The sequence below is a fragment of the Collinsella ureilytica genome, from assembly GCF_019795105.1.
In the GTDB taxonomy this organism is placed as follows: domain Bacteria; phylum Actinomycetota; class Coriobacteriia; order Coriobacteriales; family Coriobacteriaceae; genus Collinsella; species Collinsella ureilytica.
On the sequence record NZ_JAIMFO010000004.1, the window covers coordinates 429,143 to 446,023 of the forward strand.

The window sequence follows — 16,881 nt, forward strand, 5'->3', positions numbered from 1 at the left end:
TACATACGCGTCTGAGCGTGCACACACGCCTCACCTACTGAAACGCCCGCAGCCCACCTGAGCTCATCACTTGCTCGTAGACCCTCACCGTTTCCCGGTCAGGCTCATGGTGCAAGTCTCGCTCCAGATACTGCAAATGCGCGCTATAGAGATCGACCACCTCTCGCTTTCTGCCGGTCTCGCTCAGAATGCGCATGACCCAGCGCAGCACGTCCTCTCGCCGTGGTGCCAACTTAAACGCCGCTTCCGCAAGCCAGCTTGCAACCACCAGATCCTCATCCTCAAAGGCAAGCTCCATCCCTCGCACCATGCAATCCGCGAATCGAGAGGCATATGAATCGCGCATCCGCGTGAAGAAGGTAATGTCTGCTGTGCCCGGTACATAGAGCGGAGCCTGATAGAGCTGCTCAAGCTTAAGACAGGCATCAAGCACCGGGCGCGGCGTGCTACCTGTGCGCTGCAAGAGAATCTCTCTGGCAAGCACATCAAATTCTGCCGTATCCGAATACACATAATTGGTATTGAGCGCCATACCCTCCCCTTGGGTAAGCAAATACTGCGGCCCTCCCTTTACCTGGCCAAGCGCTGCGCGCAATGCAGATGTTGCTGTGTAGAGACTCTGGCGAGCATGGCGCATATCTGCTGATGGCCATAATTCTTGACTTAGCACATGACGACCCACAAAGGCTCCAAGCGAAAGCGTGAGTCGTGCGGCCAAAATGCCCGCTTTTTTCCGATGCCAAATTCTGCTCGTAAGATGATGTCCGTTGCGCGATATCTGAAAACCGCCAAAGAGCTTTATTTCAAGCTGGCCAATCTCAACAATCCCAGAGACGAGATCGATATTGGCACCCGAGGGGAGCGAACCACCTGTCTCCTCATCAGTTTGAAAGAGATAGGATGCAGCCAAATCAGTTGGAATCAGCCGCCGAAGTGCTGCTGAGCGCGCGGCTGCAAGCGCCAAGGCAAGGCGCACCACCGGACGAAACCCCTCATCAAGCAAGGTCGCTCGATTAAGCGAAAACCACGCAGAAAGATCGGAGTCAAAGCGAGCAGCCGAGAGCTGCAAGGCAACGCACCAAGCCTCTGCTGGGTCATCTGCTAGATGGGATAGGTTCAAACTTTCCGCTTCTTCGCGCAGCGTCACCCGAGAGCTATTGAGCACAATTGCCGTTCGCTCTAATAGTTCAGCCCAGCGACGAATGAAGCTATGTTCGCTCGCGGCGAGGCGCAAAACCTGCTGCGCACGAAAACGCCCATTCACCAGCTGATTAACCGCGAGCGACTGCCAGCCATCGGCAACCATGAAAAAGAGCTGCATCTCAAGATCTGACTCACGAACTGCCACCGTAATCATGTCGCAGAAGGCTCGCTCATCCACCACAGGCATGCCTGCAAACAGTCGACGAAGCGAGGCAACGGCACGAGCTCGCGCGGCGATCGGAGCCAACTTTCTGGTAGTCAAAACGCGCGTAAGATCAGACAGTAGCCGATCATCATCTCTGATGGCAAGCTCACCCGCTACGATTGAAGTCTGTACCAGGCCATCCAAAGCAGAAAGCACATCTATCAGATTGAGCTGCGCTTGCCCGGTAATCTGAGCCGCGCTCAAGGCCGGCACATCTCGCACGTCTGCCGAGCCCTGGGCAAGCAGTTCGCGCTCAGAGCGCGCATGCTCGAGCAACAGGCGTGCACGGTCATCGATCGCATGGCGTAGGTAGTCTCCAGACAGCTCAGGAAGATCAATACCTGTGCACGAAGCCCACAGCTGGCGAGCCGCCAAAACACACGCCCAATCCTTTGGATCAATACTCTCTTCTATCTCAGAAGCGCGACGACACAACATGCGCGCAGCAGAGCGAGCAAGCCGATAGTCTCCCGACGAAAGTGACGAGAGATATAAGGCTGCAATTACGCCAACATCTATCTGCGCAGCAGCCTCTGCATCCAAAATAGCCACTGCCGTGCGCACAAAGCTCGAGCGTCCCGCGAGGGTAAAAGCAACCGGATATGAACCCACCATCTCAAGAATCTGATCAGCGGTGCAACTCTGTTCCATCAGCTCAATTGCTGCATCTACCCTATTTGCACTCAAATGAATACGAATGGCTTTAGTGAGCAGTTCTGGATGGTCGGCACAAATCGTTGACCGCAAGACTCTCATCGGCACACCCGCATGTGTACCCAAGCAAGAAAATGACTGATCGTCCTCGTCAAAATGAAAAACAGGGTACTCACGAATCAAGCGGCGCAGTACAGGACCCGCAACGCGCATACCCACACGCTCAAGATCTGCAATGCGACCCGCTTCGAGCAAGATTAACAAAGGCATCAAACGACTGAGCGACCCACCTATACGCGCTACCTCTGCAAGTACTTCTGAATACAGGTCTGCGACCGCACAATCAAGATGCTCATCTCCTCCCTCGCCAGCAGCCAAGCTCCCCAGAGCCGACACCAGTGCGGGAATGCCTAAGGTCAACTGATACACATCAAGGGTCGGAGAAATAACAAGCGCTTTTGCCCACTTCGCATATTCGGCAGGCTGAACTTTGAGCGTAGCGGCGCTCATCTTATATGAATCGCCAACTGCATTAATTATCGGACGTGCTGGAGGTGTACACGCAACAATGATGGTCATACTATGCTCGCGGTACGTCCGCATGCGTCTGATAAATTGCTCCGCCTCACTATCGGTACATGCAGGCACACCATCTATGAGCAGTACCGCACCCTCTGGATGTTCGCAGTCCATCCGCGCTTGCTCCATACGTTCAAATAAATCAGGCGCACTCAGAGAAGCACCGCCAATCAAAGCAACCGAACGGGCCGGTTTGCCAGAATAGGTAGTTGAGCTCGTGCGGATGGATGCGGCACATTGCAGCAGGATTGCCGTTTTACCAAAACCTTTGGGTGCACATACAAACGCAATCCCAGCAGACGTCGCCGCCTCGATAAGCCGACGCACAATCCGTGCACGATCAACAAACATCGCCGCGCCCATAGGCTCGTCTACAAAAGACCCCATATCTGACGAAAAGGGTCGCTCAACCATCCATCCTTGTTCAGATGCCTCATCAAACTCAGCCATTTCAAACCTCCCTGCCGCTGTGGAAGACCACGCTATGGCATGAGCGTGAAGAGGCGGGTGTGAATAAGAAGAACGGCGAGCCTCTGTTAGAAAGGGCTGTGTATGTTCCCATTTCGTTGATAGATATCCGTAAGAACCCCTCCTCTCACCATGTTGCATACATGCACAGAAAGCAGTGTTACATTCAGTACCTACCCAGCATATTGTCTAATTTATCATCTTATTTTTAACTACCTGTATGAATCGCTAGATTGACCCATAAGCGCCTTGTTCTCGTGGTCATCATGTTGGTTTGAGGCTAGCAATCTGTAAGATTGAGCATAGAATTAACCCCTGCTATGGAAAACTCAACATGCAGGTAAAAAGAGGCTCTCCGCCTTTGGCAGAGAGCCTCAGAAAACTCGAACGATTATGAGAGCCCATACGTCTACAATACGCCCTCGCTATGCGCCCTCATTACTCACGCTTAGTGGCAAAGAGACAGCGCCTCTTCATCAGCTATAAGAATCACGTCGGGGTGCAGCTGCAAAATAGAGGCCGGGCAAGAAGGCGTGACAAGGCCTTCACACATGGCACGAACGGCTTCAGCTTTTTTCGTACCACTTGCTGCCACAACCACGCGGCGGGCAAACATAATTGCCTGAATACCCATGGTATAAGCCTGGCGAGGCACATCATCAGGACTCTCAAACAAGCGGCTATTTGCCTCAATCGTACTCTCGGTCAAATCGACGCAATGTGTACCAGTGGCAAAACAATCGTCAGGCTCATTAAATCCAATATGACCATTATTGCCAATACCCAACAGCTGCAGATCCACGTATCCTGCCGCCTCAAGTAGGCGATCATATGACGCACACGCCTCAGCAGCGTCTAGATTCGAACCATCGGGAACGTGGGTCTGAGCTCGGTCAATATTGACCTGAGAAAACAGATGCTCGTCCATAAAATAACGGTAGCTCTGAGGATCATCTCCAGAAAGGCCGCGATACTCGTCAAGGTTATAGGTGCTGACCTGGGAGAAATCCAGTGCACCCTCACGATGGGCGGCAACAAGTTCGCGATAGGCTCCCAAAGGCGTAGACCCTGTTGCCAGGCCCAGCTTAGATGCGGGCTTAAGCGTAATTTGAGCAGCAATAATTGCTGCTACCCGGACGCTCATTTCCTCATAATTAGCTGTTCGAATAATGCGCATCGGCGTGTCCCTTCTCTCCGATGAATACTCGCAGGACGCATACGCCGCCACCCTGCAGGAGGCGCGGCCACCAGGGCGAGGACGCGCGGTTCAATAACACGACGATCGCGTCGGGGCCCCTGCCCGTCCGCGGTGGTCTAGCGATGCTAGACGCGTATATCTTCGCACGATTCCAAGGCATGCGCCACCACATGCGAAAAGAACGCATCGCCGCCATGAGCAGGCGCGCATGGTTACAGGCGCGCACGATTCAACACGAGAACCTCGCCATAGCCTCAAACAGCACTTCAGCGCCTCTGTCACCAACTAACAGACAAGGCAGGCAGTGCGTTATGCAAGGCGGGCAAATTTGCGCTTCCCTACCTGCAAAATGGTACCCGATTTGAGTAGCTGAGCGTCGACGTTATAGCTCTTAGCTGCCACGGCCTCACCATCAATTTTGACACCGCCCCCATCAATGAGGCGGCGAGCCTCAGCAGCCGAAGGTGCAAGCCCTGCCTCCTTAAGCAGGCCAGCAAGATACAGGCTGCCATCTTCAGCGGGACTTAAATCAACCGTGACCTCTTCAATATCATCAGGCAGCTTATTTTGCTTGAAGACCCGATCGAACTCAGCCTGTGCCTCATCTCCTGCACCAGCTCCATGATAGGTATCGCAAAGATCGCGACCAAGCGCGCGCTTCAGCTCATATGGATCAGCCGTGCCGTCTGCCAGAGCAGCCTCAAGCGCATCAACCTCAGCGGGTGTTTTTGAACTTGCAAGCCGGTAATACTTGGCAATCATCTCGTCCGGAATCGACATGGTTTTGCCAAACATCTCAGCCGGAGCATCGGTCAGACCAATATAGTTGCCGTACGACTTACTCATCTTGCGCACACCGTCAGTTCCCTCAAGAAGCGGCATGGTGAGCGCGATCTGGGGCTCCATATCCATCTTTTCCATCAGTTCACGCCCAGCGAGCAAGTTAAAGAGTTGGTCAGTACCACCCATTTCGACGTCTGATTCAATTTTGACCGAATCAAGCGCCTGCATAACCGGATAGAGGAACTCATGCAAGGCAATCGGCGTCTGATTTTGATAGCGCCGCGTAAAATCATCGCGTTCAAGAATACGCGCCACCGTAAACTTACTGGCAACTGCCAGAAGATCTTTTAGATCAAGCGAGAGAATCCAGTCACCGTTATGCACAATAGTCGTGCGCTCAGGATCGAGAATCTTCATCGCCTGCGCAACATAGGTAGCCGCATTTGCCTCAACCTGTTCCTGAGAAAGCTGCGGGCGCGTGCTATTTTTGCCCGACGGATCACCAATCATGGCTGTACCGTTGCCAATAATGAGCGTTACACGGTGCCCAAGATCTTGAAACTGGCGCATTTTGCGCAAAGGCACTGCATGACCAAGATGCAGATCGGGCGAGGTAGGATCCACACCTAACTTAATATTTAAGGGCGTTCCGCGCTCAAGTTTCTTCTTTAGATCTGCCTCGGGAACGATCTGTGCGGCACCCGACGCAATAATGCGCATTTGCTCATCTACGGAAAGCACGACTCTGTCCTCCTCAGTGGGATAGCACCCTCGCCAACCAGGCGGTGCTCATACGCGTTGCAACCTCCCCACTATACTAGCTAGCATGCGCATCAGGTGGCGGGAGATGCGAGTTTAAGGTGAAAAGGTGAGCTATTCGGATCGCTGTTAATTCCCAACCTTATCGCAACACGTTGCACGAAGAGTGGGAATCAATCCATGACTACTGGGAGGAATCGCTAGCACAAGATAGCGGCTCAAAGCTCGCTCAACACGCTCGCTACACGATCTTACTTACCCCACACCTGCTCAGCAACTCGCTTCACCAGCGCAAGCTTTGCCCACTGCTCATCCTCAGTGAGCTTGTTACCAATCTCACACGAGGCAAAGCCGCACTGTGGTGAGAGGCAGAGACGATCCTTTGGCACGAAGGCTGCAGCTTCATCAATACGGGCACGGAGCACTGCTTCATTCTCAAGCTCAGCATGCTTGGTCGTGACGAGTCCCAAAACAACTTTCTTAGGCGCTGGCACCTCACGTAAAGGCGCAAAGCCCCCGGAGCGCTCGTCGTCAAACTCAAGGTAGAAGGCATCTACCTGCTCTTGAGCAAACAGGTAGGGGGCAATTTTGTCGTAAGGGCCGCTGCTTGCATAAGCAGAGTGGTAATTGCCCCGACAAACGTGTGTTGTAATGGCAAGGTCAGCAGGCTTGTTCTCAAGCGCTAAGTTGTTCACACGCAAATACCGTTCGGCTTCAACCTCAATGGACGAATTGATGCCCATCTTGTTGCGCCAATAGCCCTCATCAACAATCATGCCCCAGGTGCAATCATCAAACTGAATCGTGCGACAGCCCGCATCATACAGATCGCGGATGACCGTGCGATACGCTGCGGCAAGATCTTCAATCAGCTCATCATCGTTCGGATAGATCTCGCGAGTCTTTTTTCCATTGTCTTCGCGGAATAGCTCAGCCAAGGTCTGAGCCGGAGCAGGAATTGTTTGCTTAGCAACGGTATGCTCATCCTCAAGTGCTTTCACAAAGCGAAAATGTTCAACAAAGGGATGGGACTCGCCGCTGATCTTTCCTGAGAGCTCGGCCGAACCATGGGTCGTTTCCTCACCATGGAAGTAATAACCGTGATCAAGCTCGATATGCTCAATCCCGTTGAACCCCCACATAAAGTCAAGGTGCCAGTAGCTGCGGCGAAACTCTCCGTCGGTAATAACGGGATAGCCGGCCGCCTGCTGTTTGGCAACAAGCTCTCGAATGCAATCATCTTCAACCGCGCGAAGTGCAGCATCATCAATCTTTCCAGCTGCATAATCGGCGCGAGCAGCAGCAAGACGTGCGGGGCGCAAAAAGCTCCCTACAAAGTCGTAACGAAACGGGGCGGTAGGTACTGCCATGACATCTGTCCTCTCAACATGGGTGCGAGCGCGAAACCCTGATGTGTATTGCAAGCAATCCTAACGGGCAAACACGTGCCTGCCCAATACGGACTGTTGATATAGCGCCATAGCTCATGCCTATAGCTGCAGGTCATGCATGGATTTTTGAGACGAAGCATAATCGGAGCGGTGCCTGACGTAGTGCAAGTTCTCAGTTTCTGAGGTAGCGGAGTCGTGCGCGCGTGCGCTCTACCGCGCTTTACCCATACGCCGAGCAGCCTCGGCAGTACGGGTCAGCTCCTCAATATAGTGCTCACCAAATGAACCCGGAGCTACGCGTGTATGTGTGATATAGCCGATCTCCATGGCGTCATCACCCTCAAGAGGTACAGCTACAATATTTGGCCCGTACAAATCAGAGTTAATCACACCGCTACTAATTGTGTATCCGTCAAGCCCAGCCATGAGATTGAAAAGCGTTGCCCGATCTCGAACTAAAATGTCTTTAGCGCTTGCTCGCGTACTCTCAAGCTCCTCAGCAAAATAAAACGCATTATGCTCGCCTTGCTCATACGAAAGGCGTGGATAGGGCTCAAGGTCAGCGAGCGTAACACGCTCACGGCTCGCGAGCGGGCTCGCCTTTCCCACAAATACATGGGGGCTTGCAATGAATAGGCGGGTAAAGCGCAATGCTTTGTCTGTAAGCGTTCTCATCAGCACCGAGCGGTTGAACTCATTCAGATACAAAACGCCAACCTCACTTCTCAGTGCAGCGACATCCTCAATAATCTCGTATGTTTGGGTTTCGCGGATACGAAAATCGTACTCTCTGCCGCCGTACTTTTTAATGAGGGCAACAAACGCCTCTACGGCAAATGAATAGTGCTGGCACGAGACGCAGAACTGATGCTTAACGGGAGCGCTGCCAAAATAACGCTCCTCAATCAGGTCGGTCTGCTCTATGACTTGGCGCGCATAGCCTAAGAACTCCTCGCCATCCGTTGTTACTACAACGCCGGTGCTCGTACGATAAAAGAGTGTGACGCCAAGCTCAGCCTCAAGTTCTTGAATAGCAGTAGAAAGGCTTGGCTGCGAGATAAAAAGCGCCTTTGCTGCACGGCTCATGGAGCCCTCGCGAGCAACCGCAAGCACGTACGTAAGCTGGATGAAGGTCATATTCACGCCTTTCTAAAATGCGCCAGAAACGTGATGATCGAGCATCAGCAGGCAAGGCCTCTATGCTCCAAGAGCACGGATTGGGATGACATACACGCCGTCACTCCGGCGATACGCAACCTCACCCACCCCCGTAATAACAGCAAGAAACGACGGTTTGCGCATACCTGCTCGCTCATTGCTACACACTTTATCGCTCATTCCGCGCAGGTTCTCGGCGGCTTCGTCAACCTTATCGGGGCTCACTGTTATCTCAACCGCCGCCCATCGCCCATCTACCCTCTCGATAATTACATCGACCTCAAGACCAGAGTCATCATGGTAATAGCGCACAGGATTTGCCAATGTATAGTCAAGTGCACGCGCATACACGTCTAGATCTCGCATAACAAGGTTCTCAAACACTAAGCCAAACGTCTGCCAGTCTTGCAGCAATGCCTCAGGAGAAAGCCCCAGCAGTGCAACGGGAAGCGAAGGATCTGCAAAGTAACGCTTGGGCTTCACGCGCATGCGCTTAGGAGAACGCGAAGCGGGCACCCAACCAGGCACCTCGTCGATAAGATACAGGCGACAGAGCGTATTTACACAAGCAGCAACCGTCTTCCTATCGCTCTGCAGTATCTCATCGTCGGCATCATAGGCATACACATCACGTACAAGGGTTCCAATCTTGGCAAATTGTCCAAGGTTTCGCGCGAGAGAGTTCGCAGTACGACGCGACAGTTCCTCACTCTCTCCCAGCTGCACCACGCTTTGTGTGAACACCGACTCCAAATAATCCCGCACCACAATCAGTACATCACGCGAATCGCTCAGGCGCTCATCTGGCCATCCGCCACGAACAACCAACTGAACCAAGTCCTCGATTCCGCTCTCACAAGCACAAGGTTCGAACTGATCCTCAAAAAGACCTGCCAAACTCACCTGGGCGGTGGACTTTCCCATTTCAGCAAGTGTCATCGGATGCATGCGGATACGACCGATCCGACCGGCATCACTATGAGCAACCTGCTCCTTCTGTGGCGTTGATGATCCTGTAAGAATCCATGCTCCCTTTTCGCCCGCCAGATCGTCGACTGCATGGCGCACGGTATCCCAGATTGCAGGAACACGCTGCCACTCATCTATCACATGCGGACGGTCTCCCACAAGCACATAGGAAGGGTCTGCCAAGGCGATTTGGAGATTTGCCCCACGGTCAACATATGTCACCGATGACCCATGAGTAAGAGATGATCACGTTTTGCCGCACCATTTTGTTCCCGAAACTTCAATCGCGCCAAACAGCTTAAGATATGCCTGAATCTGTGCATCAACAATACGCGGGCGATAACCTTTAGGACGAACGACTTGATGGTCTTGAGATTGAGCCATGCACACCTCTTACTTCCAGCTCTTTAGCACCATGCTCCCAAAATCCGAATGATTCCCCTACCAAAATCCGAATCTTTTTCCTACTAGAATCCGAATTGTGGCTCAAAAACCCCAATGCCTCAAAAACACATCTGCTCTTCCCGCTCGCAACTCAAAAAAAGGGAGCAAAGAGAACCTCAGTCCTCTCTGCTCGCGAATATCTCTTGGATCCTCAGCCGCCGACGCCGTTATACAACGCCCGTGATCCAGAGTTTTACTGTGTGAGTCATCTCATCAGACGGTTATGAAACTCACCGCTCAGCTACAGCCATGCTCCTTCTCTACGTCGAAATCTAGCTGCGTATCCGACGACACACAATGTAGGTTCCTGCAGCGATTGCAACCAGAACGCCCACGGTAGCGAGTATGCTCATGCCTGCGCTACCGAATAGCGTCAATCCCGTGATGGGCACGCTCGCCATCACTGAGGTCAGCTGAACCTTATTAGGGCTTTCCCCTCCCTGAGCTGAGGTTAAGGCAATAATGGCATTCTTCGTTCTCCCAACAGCAGTATCGGAAGTCTGATCATAATGCGCAGTGACTCCCTGACCACGCACGCCAGTAATGGTCTCCGCTTGCGCGTTTGCAGTTGAGACGGCAGCGGACGCGGTATACCCATCCACCCCATCCTCAACAATGGTGTAAGTAGTTCCTTCAGGTACATCATTGAAATCAAGGCTATCACCGTTAGCGAGCTTAGCTTTGAACGTATACGGTGTTCCATATTCTGCCTGAACAGCACTCGTGGCAGCAGCGTTACCCGCTGCGCTCGAATCAGTCTTGGTTGCTGCATAGTCAGCGGGAAGCGTACAGCCGTCCGGCAAAGAGAGTATGACGGTCACGTCAAACTCTCCGTCCAGATTCGCTAAAGCACCGGTCGTCTCTTGAGAGATATGCAGCGAGCCAAGAGCACGAATGTTCGTTAGCTCAACTCGGTTCGGTATGTCCTGAGCAGCTGCATTATCAACGTAGGCAATGCGAGCCTTGTCTATCTCACCAGCGTCACCCTCGGGGTTTTCTGCATACGACAGACGTAAACTCTGCCCAACACCGCTCGAATGAGTATCGCTCACGGCATTGCCGTCTGCATTGAGAGTACGAACGATAGCACTCGCCCGATAGGTATCTGAACCATCTTCCAAAAGCACGTAGGTAGATCCTACCGGCAAGTTCGGGATAGTGAGCACAGACCCATCCGTGATACTCGCTGTATAGATAAGCGCAGAAGATGCGCCCACTCTCACTTCAGGAGTAACCGCAGCAGAGGCTCCCGCTCCTTGCGTGAGCGATGCCTCATAGGAATTGGACGCATCGGCCATCACGCCAGCAGGAAGGGTCACGGTAAGGGTGAGATTAAACGAAGGAGCCGTCGTGTTTTCCGGAAGATTTGTCACTACCTTGGTAACCGACAAAGATCCCGTACGCAGCTTATTCGTAAAGGTCACTTCATTCGTTTTATCCTGATATGTTGGAAAGCCTGTCCAAGCTGCCTCACCTGAACTGTTAGATCCCGCATTACCTAGATCATTCGCCTCAGCAACCGTCGTCGCAAAGGTTCGAGTAGGATCGCTTCCTGCAGTTGAGGTGCCGTCCGTCTCGGTCACCGTTATTTGTCTTGTTTGTTCCTGTCCTACCTCGCCTGTGGGGAGTCCTCCAAATAGGAGATATTGACCGTTCCTCAGTTTAAACTCTTCTCCTTGAGGCGTCGCGGTCACAGAGGTGCCGGTGGAGGTATTGTCGGCGTTGTAAATAAATCCTCTGTACGAAGAAGGAGTCGAGCCATCCGTTGTAGAAGTTTTCACCGTAAAGGAAAACTCGCGATCCACACTGTACGGCGAATCCGCATCGGCAGCAAGCTCTTTAGTCACCTTCAGGGTGCCATTGTAACCCCAGATGATGGCAGCAGTGCCATAAGGAGAGGTCACTGGATATCCAGGCGAATAGGCAGTCGACTGGTCAGAACGACCCTTCACGTATCCCGTATGATTGTAGTCATGCATAAAAGGCACAAAGTTCTCAGGTGCCGCAACAGCACTTAGATTTTCATCGAAATCATTTACCAAGGTGTGCAAATTGGCTATCTGACGTGCATCTCCTGAGTATCTACCGTTGTAGCTATTCCGATCATACTTCACACTCTGCGTATCCAAAGTCGAGGTGGAGTAGGGAAAGTCTGGATTGGGGCAGTGGGCAATGGCGTCAGGATCAGCAGGATAAGTAAGGTTTCCGGGTCTCGTATATCGAGGACTTGCGTTAGCCGTGAGATAAATATCGCTGTTTTCATCTGGATTTGAACTCACCGCAGCTGCAAATTCAACACCCGGGTAGCTCCGCAGTGGCACCACGTCATCAGCGAAAGTTCCCCTCCATATACTCTTACTAGGCCAGGTGGGGAACGTAGAACGCGGCCCCATCCTGTTTCCCATGGTTGCTGCAATCCCCACATAGGAGTCTGGGGTAAGGTCGCCGTCTATCCTCAACACCTGTGTACCGAGCGCAAGGTCAGATGAAATATTGATATTTGACCTGAATATGTTGGCACCGACTCCCACCGTATTATCTTTAGCGATTACTTTACCGGACAGCGTGAGACCGGAAATCATCGTTGTATTCTGCCATCTAATTCCATCGGTTATACGCTCTTCGTTCATTGCAACACCACCACCCGAGTTACGCCCGAAGGAGATAGTGTTGTTACCTGTAATGGTTGCACCATGAATGGTGAGACGCCCGGCGTCGATAAAGACGCCTCCAGCTGAGGGATGGTATGCATCATCATTGGATGGAAGGGATTTGTTATTTGTGATAAAAGCGCCTTCGATCAGTACATTTCCACCCAGGCCTGTCATAGCAGGGTCTTCGTCATAGGTGCTCGGATACCCGCTACCCTTCACGCCACCTATATAGATACCTCCAGCGCAGTGATAGCTAACACCGGTACTCACCGTTTTATTATCAGTAACGCTGCCCTGAATATGCGCATATCCACCGCCGTTTACCGTGATGCCACCAGTCTCACCAACGCATTCGCTCACCGTAGCATCTTTGCCCATCTCCAGTGTTGCGGTATTCGGGGTTCTTGCAGTTCCCGAACCAACCACCGCAACACCGCCGGCAGTTTTGTGATAGACAGAGTTGCCCACATAGGAGCTCGTGCACGCGGACACAAGGGTGGTACCGGCAAGTGTGGCAGCAGAACAATACACCGAAATACCCGCTGCATAACGATCTTTATTAATGTCGAGCTGATTGGCCGCATCAAAATTCTGTACCGTTACATCAGTGAGCTCTAACCTGGCTTCGGCATCATTGGCAGTACCGACCTGTATACCCCTTACGCCCTTAGAGGTAGAGCCATCAAGAATAATGCCGTTATGCTCAGATCCATTCTGACCGTTTTTCGTACCGTCGATCGTCAACGTGGCACCTGCATGAACCAAAAAGAGCGGATCGCCGTTCTTTTTGCTGGTATGAAAAGAAATGGTAGAGCTGTCCACGCCATCGGCCGTTGTAATGGTAATGCGCATATTGGCAGGAATATCTATCGTTTTGGTCTCGAAATCGTTAGCAGCAATCATCTCAATCACGTCGTCAGACCGCACGGGATAGACCGTGTCCGTCAACGCCTCATAGATACTGCTGTAATGCTGATGGGTTCTTGTATTAATACAGGTGCTAGAATACCTTGGCCAAACTGATCGAACAACTCGTGGCGAACCAGAGGGCATATTCTCAGCGGCAGCAGACTTCCCATCAATCTCGCCAGAAGCAGCGCCTTGGCTCTCATCGCCCTCTGCTTTCTCCAGCGATTCAGACTGAGCTGCCGGTACCTCATCTGCAGCGTCAGCGGCGGAAGCACTTGTATCGGATGATGCAGCGAGGTCACCTTCACGTACAACTTCTTGCGCCTCTGCAACCCTGATGTTCCATGAGGTGAAAGCCGCCGAAATCGCAGGCATCACAGGAGCGAGCGTAAGCGTTGTAGCCATTGTGGCAGCGAGAAGGATCCGCGCCAAGCGGTTATTCTTCTTAGTTCTCATCAACGTTTGCTCCTTTATTCTTTGGCAATGCCGTCTTTTGCCTCGAGATTGCTCGACCCACCAGCGCTATACAGACGCCAATAAACGCAAGAAGGGCAGCAGCTCCCATCACAAACCAAGACATATCGCCGGTCTGAGGAAGTGCAGAGGCAATCGCGCTTATGATTCCTTCTGGCTTTTGAGGCTTGGGCAAAGGCTTTGTATATCCAACTGTCCAACCTGGATCTACTACCTTCATGCCGTCGTCGTAGTAAATAAGCGTCAATGCGCCTTCTGAACCCACGTGCACGCAGACGTCATAGACGGTGGAATCGGTCGTGTAAGAAGCGGACAGACCCTCTGGAACCTCTTGGCGCATTTGATACCAATAGCTACCAGGGCTGACAGGGGCGACGATCTGAATAGCGGAAGCAGTGTTGCCTTCCATTGACCAAACGTACGTATCACCCTCTGCGCCCTCAGGCAGCGGAGCGCCTGGGGTTTTCCGCTCAAGGGAATACCGCCATTTCTTGATAAGGCCACTCTCGCCTGCCGGGTAATCAAGTGTTTGATGCACGCCGACGGAGACCTCGGCTGGCGCCGCTGATACAGGGCGGCAGACGCCAAAAAGCAGAGATAGACAGATAAGCGTGACGTACAGCACCATCACGTGAACCGTGCCTGTCCGCCTCGCTTTTCTTTGCATCATCACTTTCATGTCTCAGTTCCTATCTCTCGTCTTTCAGCTTCCGGTACCAATCCAGCGCAAGCGGAAAGATCTACGCATCCTTTGCAAAGTGAGCACCGCGCGTTGCTCGCGCTTTTCTTCTTGCAGCCCAGCGCAAGATGAAGGCAAGCAAGAGCGCTAGCAGCGTTACGAGCGCTGCCCATCCGAGCCAAGGAAAATCAAGCCATCCTTCTGGAATATCAATGCCGACTCCGGTTCTGACCTCTTCCTTGAAGGTGTCTTCATGAACCTCCTGCTCGATCTTTGCAACAACAATCGAACGTGCATTTGTGCTCTCATCGGAACATGTTGAGAGCAACACCACCCGTTCACCGGCTTGGCTATCCACATCCACTGGCCGCGTCAGCGTGGCCTGAGCTCGTACATGGTTGAAATAAGCTTGCTGATCGGTTGCACCTTCGACGCCCGGTCGGTAGACCGTACCGTCATAGGCGTCTGCAGGGACAAAGGCTACGATGTGCAAACCAAAGATTTTGCCTGCATCCGAGCCTTTACCGACATAAAGCGTTCCGTATTCCCGCGCGTCGAAGTACTTCGCATCGGCGAAGTTGCCTATCTCACCAAACATCGCATCGCGATCCATGTGGTGGCCGTAGATGATGGTGTTGAAATCTCTGAACTCAGCTGAACATCGAGAATCAAGAAAGAGCGATCCAGACAGTGAATAGGTGCCAGAGGCATCTTTGTTCAGATACTCAAAATCACTCTTGCCCTGTACTAAGGGATAGTTGATATGCGTGCCATAGATGTTGATCCACCCGACGACATCTGAGTTCAGTACCACCAGCTCATCGTAGCTACCGTGATCGGCATCAGTGGGCATATAGGCCTGCCATCGGGTTGCATCTGCTGCACGGTACACAGCATTTGCATCCCACAAGGCGTAAAGACCCACCACCAGCATCAAGAAGAGCGCGGCAAACAACGCGGCATCAAAGGCCTGAGAAAGCCTATGTACGATCAGGCGTGCATATCGCTTACCGACGCCTGGCGTACCAGCAACGGGTGCATCACCCACACGTTGGTGTCGCGCTCTCAAGATGCTCCTACAGGTGCTTTAGGCACCCTCGCCGCTACGGCGACGAGAGATAACCCAGGCTGCAGCCGCAGCAACCGGGATGAGTACCATCACGGCAAAGGGAAGCACACTAATAGCGATGCCGGTGGGGGTTACCTCAGCAAAGGTATTGGTAACGTCTGCGGTATTAGCGCCAGCGTTTGTAGCACCAGCAGCAGCGTAGACACCATTGCCTGCGCTAATGGCGCTCCGGCCGTCAGCTGCCTTATTGGCGGCAACTCCGGAACCGCCACCCATAACGGTGGTTGCAGCAGCGGTGTAGCTTGGCACACCATCTTCTGTAAGCACATAGGTCGTACCGTCTACCATGCCATCCTCAAACTTGAGGTACTGGCCATGCTTCAAGGTAAAGGCCTGAGATGTTCCATAGGTAAAGGTAAGGACGTCGTTAGATGCCTTATTGTTATCGGCGTTGTACACATAAGCCGTAGCAGCTGCTGCTGTAGCTGTCGTAGGCTTGGTCAGTGTGAGGTGGAACTGGAACGGACGGGTTCGATCTCCAAAGTCGCCGTTAACCGTTTTGGTGATTTTCAGATTGTTGTTACCGGTGATCTCACCAGGAATCATCACGTTATTGAAGATGAAACCAGACTTGTGGGTATCTGGATTATCAGGGTTATCAGGATCGTTTGGATTCGTAGGATCTGTCGGATTCGGCGCGACCTTGCCGGTACCGTTCTCCTCGCCTGCATCGTTCTTTTTCTTTTCGACCGTCACGGTATTGTGCCCGTTATTGTCGTGATAAATCCGCAACGTGTACTCTGCCTTTGACATGGTGATGCCAGCAACACTGCCGGTCTCGGTAACAGTCCAGGCATACACACCAGCGTGAGGGAAGGTCAGCCCATCAGTAACGTTGAACTTCAGGTTTTGAGTCAAGGTCGTGGTAGCGCCTTCAACCTCTTTCATGAGATAGTTGCCTTGATCAGAACCGATCGTGATTACCTTATCGGCAATCTCCGGGGTCTCGCTCAGAGCAGCAGCACCAGTCTCAGTGAGCTCCTTCTTGGCAAAATGAAAGGTAAATGTCTGGCTCGCTGGTAAAGAAGTCGTAGCGCCTTTTAGCGTCTTGGTAATGGTTACATCACCGTTTGTGGTCGGCACGGGATCTGCCAGCACGGGCGTCGCGGCACCAAACACCGCAGTGCCCACAAAAGCACAAGCTGTAGCCAAGACCACTATCTTATGCTTCACCTGCTCCATGATCTTCATACGCAATACCTTTCTCTTTTTCTCAGCGGAAACC

General features: G+C 52.5%; 11 protein-coding genes. All 11 read right to left on the reverse strand.

Features of this window, described 5'->3' with window-relative positions; genetic code table 11:
* Positions 1-34 precede the first annotated feature (34 nt).
* Positions 35-3,091 carry an AfsR/SARP family transcriptional regulator gene (locus tag K6V98_RS01920; protein ID WP_222198852.1) on the reverse strand — a complete coding sequence of 1,019 codons (3,057 nt, stop codon included), beginning with the start codon at positions 3,089-3,091 and terminating at the stop codon, positions 35-37.
* Between the two features lie 466 nt (positions 3,092-3,557).
* Positions 3,558-4,286 carry a glucosamine-6-phosphate deaminase gene (gene nagB / locus K6V98_RS01925; protein ID WP_222198854.1) on the reverse strand — a complete coding sequence of 243 codons (729 nt, stop codon included), beginning with the start codon at positions 4,284-4,286 and terminating at the stop codon, positions 3,558-3,560.
* A 330-nt stretch (positions 4,287-4,616) separates the two neighbouring features.
* A complete protein-coding gene (tyrS, locus tag K6V98_RS01930; protein WP_222198855.1) occupies positions 4,617-5,831 on the reverse strand; it encodes a tyrosine--tRNA ligase in 1,215 nt (404 codons plus the stop codon).
* Positions 5,832-6,100: 269 nt separating this feature from the next.
* Positions 6,101-7,219 (reverse strand): 5-methyltetrahydropteroyltriglutamate--homocysteine S-methyltransferase, encoded by a 1,119-nt coding sequence (locus tag K6V98_RS01935; protein WP_222198856.1) that lies wholly within the window; start codon positions 7,217-7,219, stop codon positions 6,101-6,103.
* A gap of 231 nt (positions 7,220-7,450) precedes the next feature.
* Complete coding sequence (locus K6V98_RS01940) at positions 7,451-8,377, reverse strand: LysR family transcriptional regulator (protein WP_222198857.1); 927 nt, start codon at positions 8,375-8,377, stop codon at positions 7,451-7,453.
* Positions 8,378-8,437: 60 nt separating this feature from the next.
* Positions 8,438-9,589, reverse strand: a complete 1,152-nt coding sequence (locus K6V98_RS01945) for an ATP-binding protein (RefSeq protein ID WP_371734501.1) — start codon at positions 9,587-9,589, stop codon at positions 8,438-8,440.
* A 24-nt stretch (positions 9,590-9,613) separates the two neighbouring features.
* Positions 9,614-9,751: a hypothetical protein gene (locus tag K6V98_RS08660; protein WP_306792661.1), complete on the reverse strand. Its 138-nt coding sequence runs from the start codon at positions 9,749-9,751 to the stop codon at positions 9,614-9,616.
* Between the two features lie 332 nt (positions 9,752-10,083).
* Positions 10,084-13,830 carry a DUF7601 domain-containing protein gene (locus K6V98_RS01950; RefSeq protein ID WP_222198859.1) on the reverse strand — a complete coding sequence of 1,249 codons (3,747 nt, stop codon included), beginning with the start codon at positions 13,828-13,830 and terminating at the stop codon, positions 10,084-10,086.
* Entirely contained in the window at positions 13,820-14,527 is a 708-nt protein-coding gene (locus K6V98_RS01955) for a hypothetical protein (RefSeq protein ID WP_222198860.1), read from the reverse strand. Before K6V98_RS01955 ends, K6V98_RS01950 begins: the two co-directional genes overlap by 11 nt.
* A gap of 61 nt (positions 14,528-14,588) precedes the next feature.
* Positions 14,589-15,596 carry a class B sortase gene (locus K6V98_RS01960; RefSeq protein WP_222198861.1) on the reverse strand — a complete coding sequence of 336 codons (1,008 nt, stop codon included), beginning with the start codon at positions 15,594-15,596 and terminating at the stop codon, positions 14,589-14,591.
* A gap of 18 nt (positions 15,597-15,614) precedes the next feature.
* Positions 15,615-16,847, reverse strand: coding sequence for a DUF7601 domain-containing protein (locus tag K6V98_RS01965; RefSeq protein ID WP_222198863.1), 1,233 nt, complete (start codon positions 16,845-16,847; stop codon positions 15,615-15,617).
* Positions 16,848-16,881 lie beyond the last annotated feature (34 nt).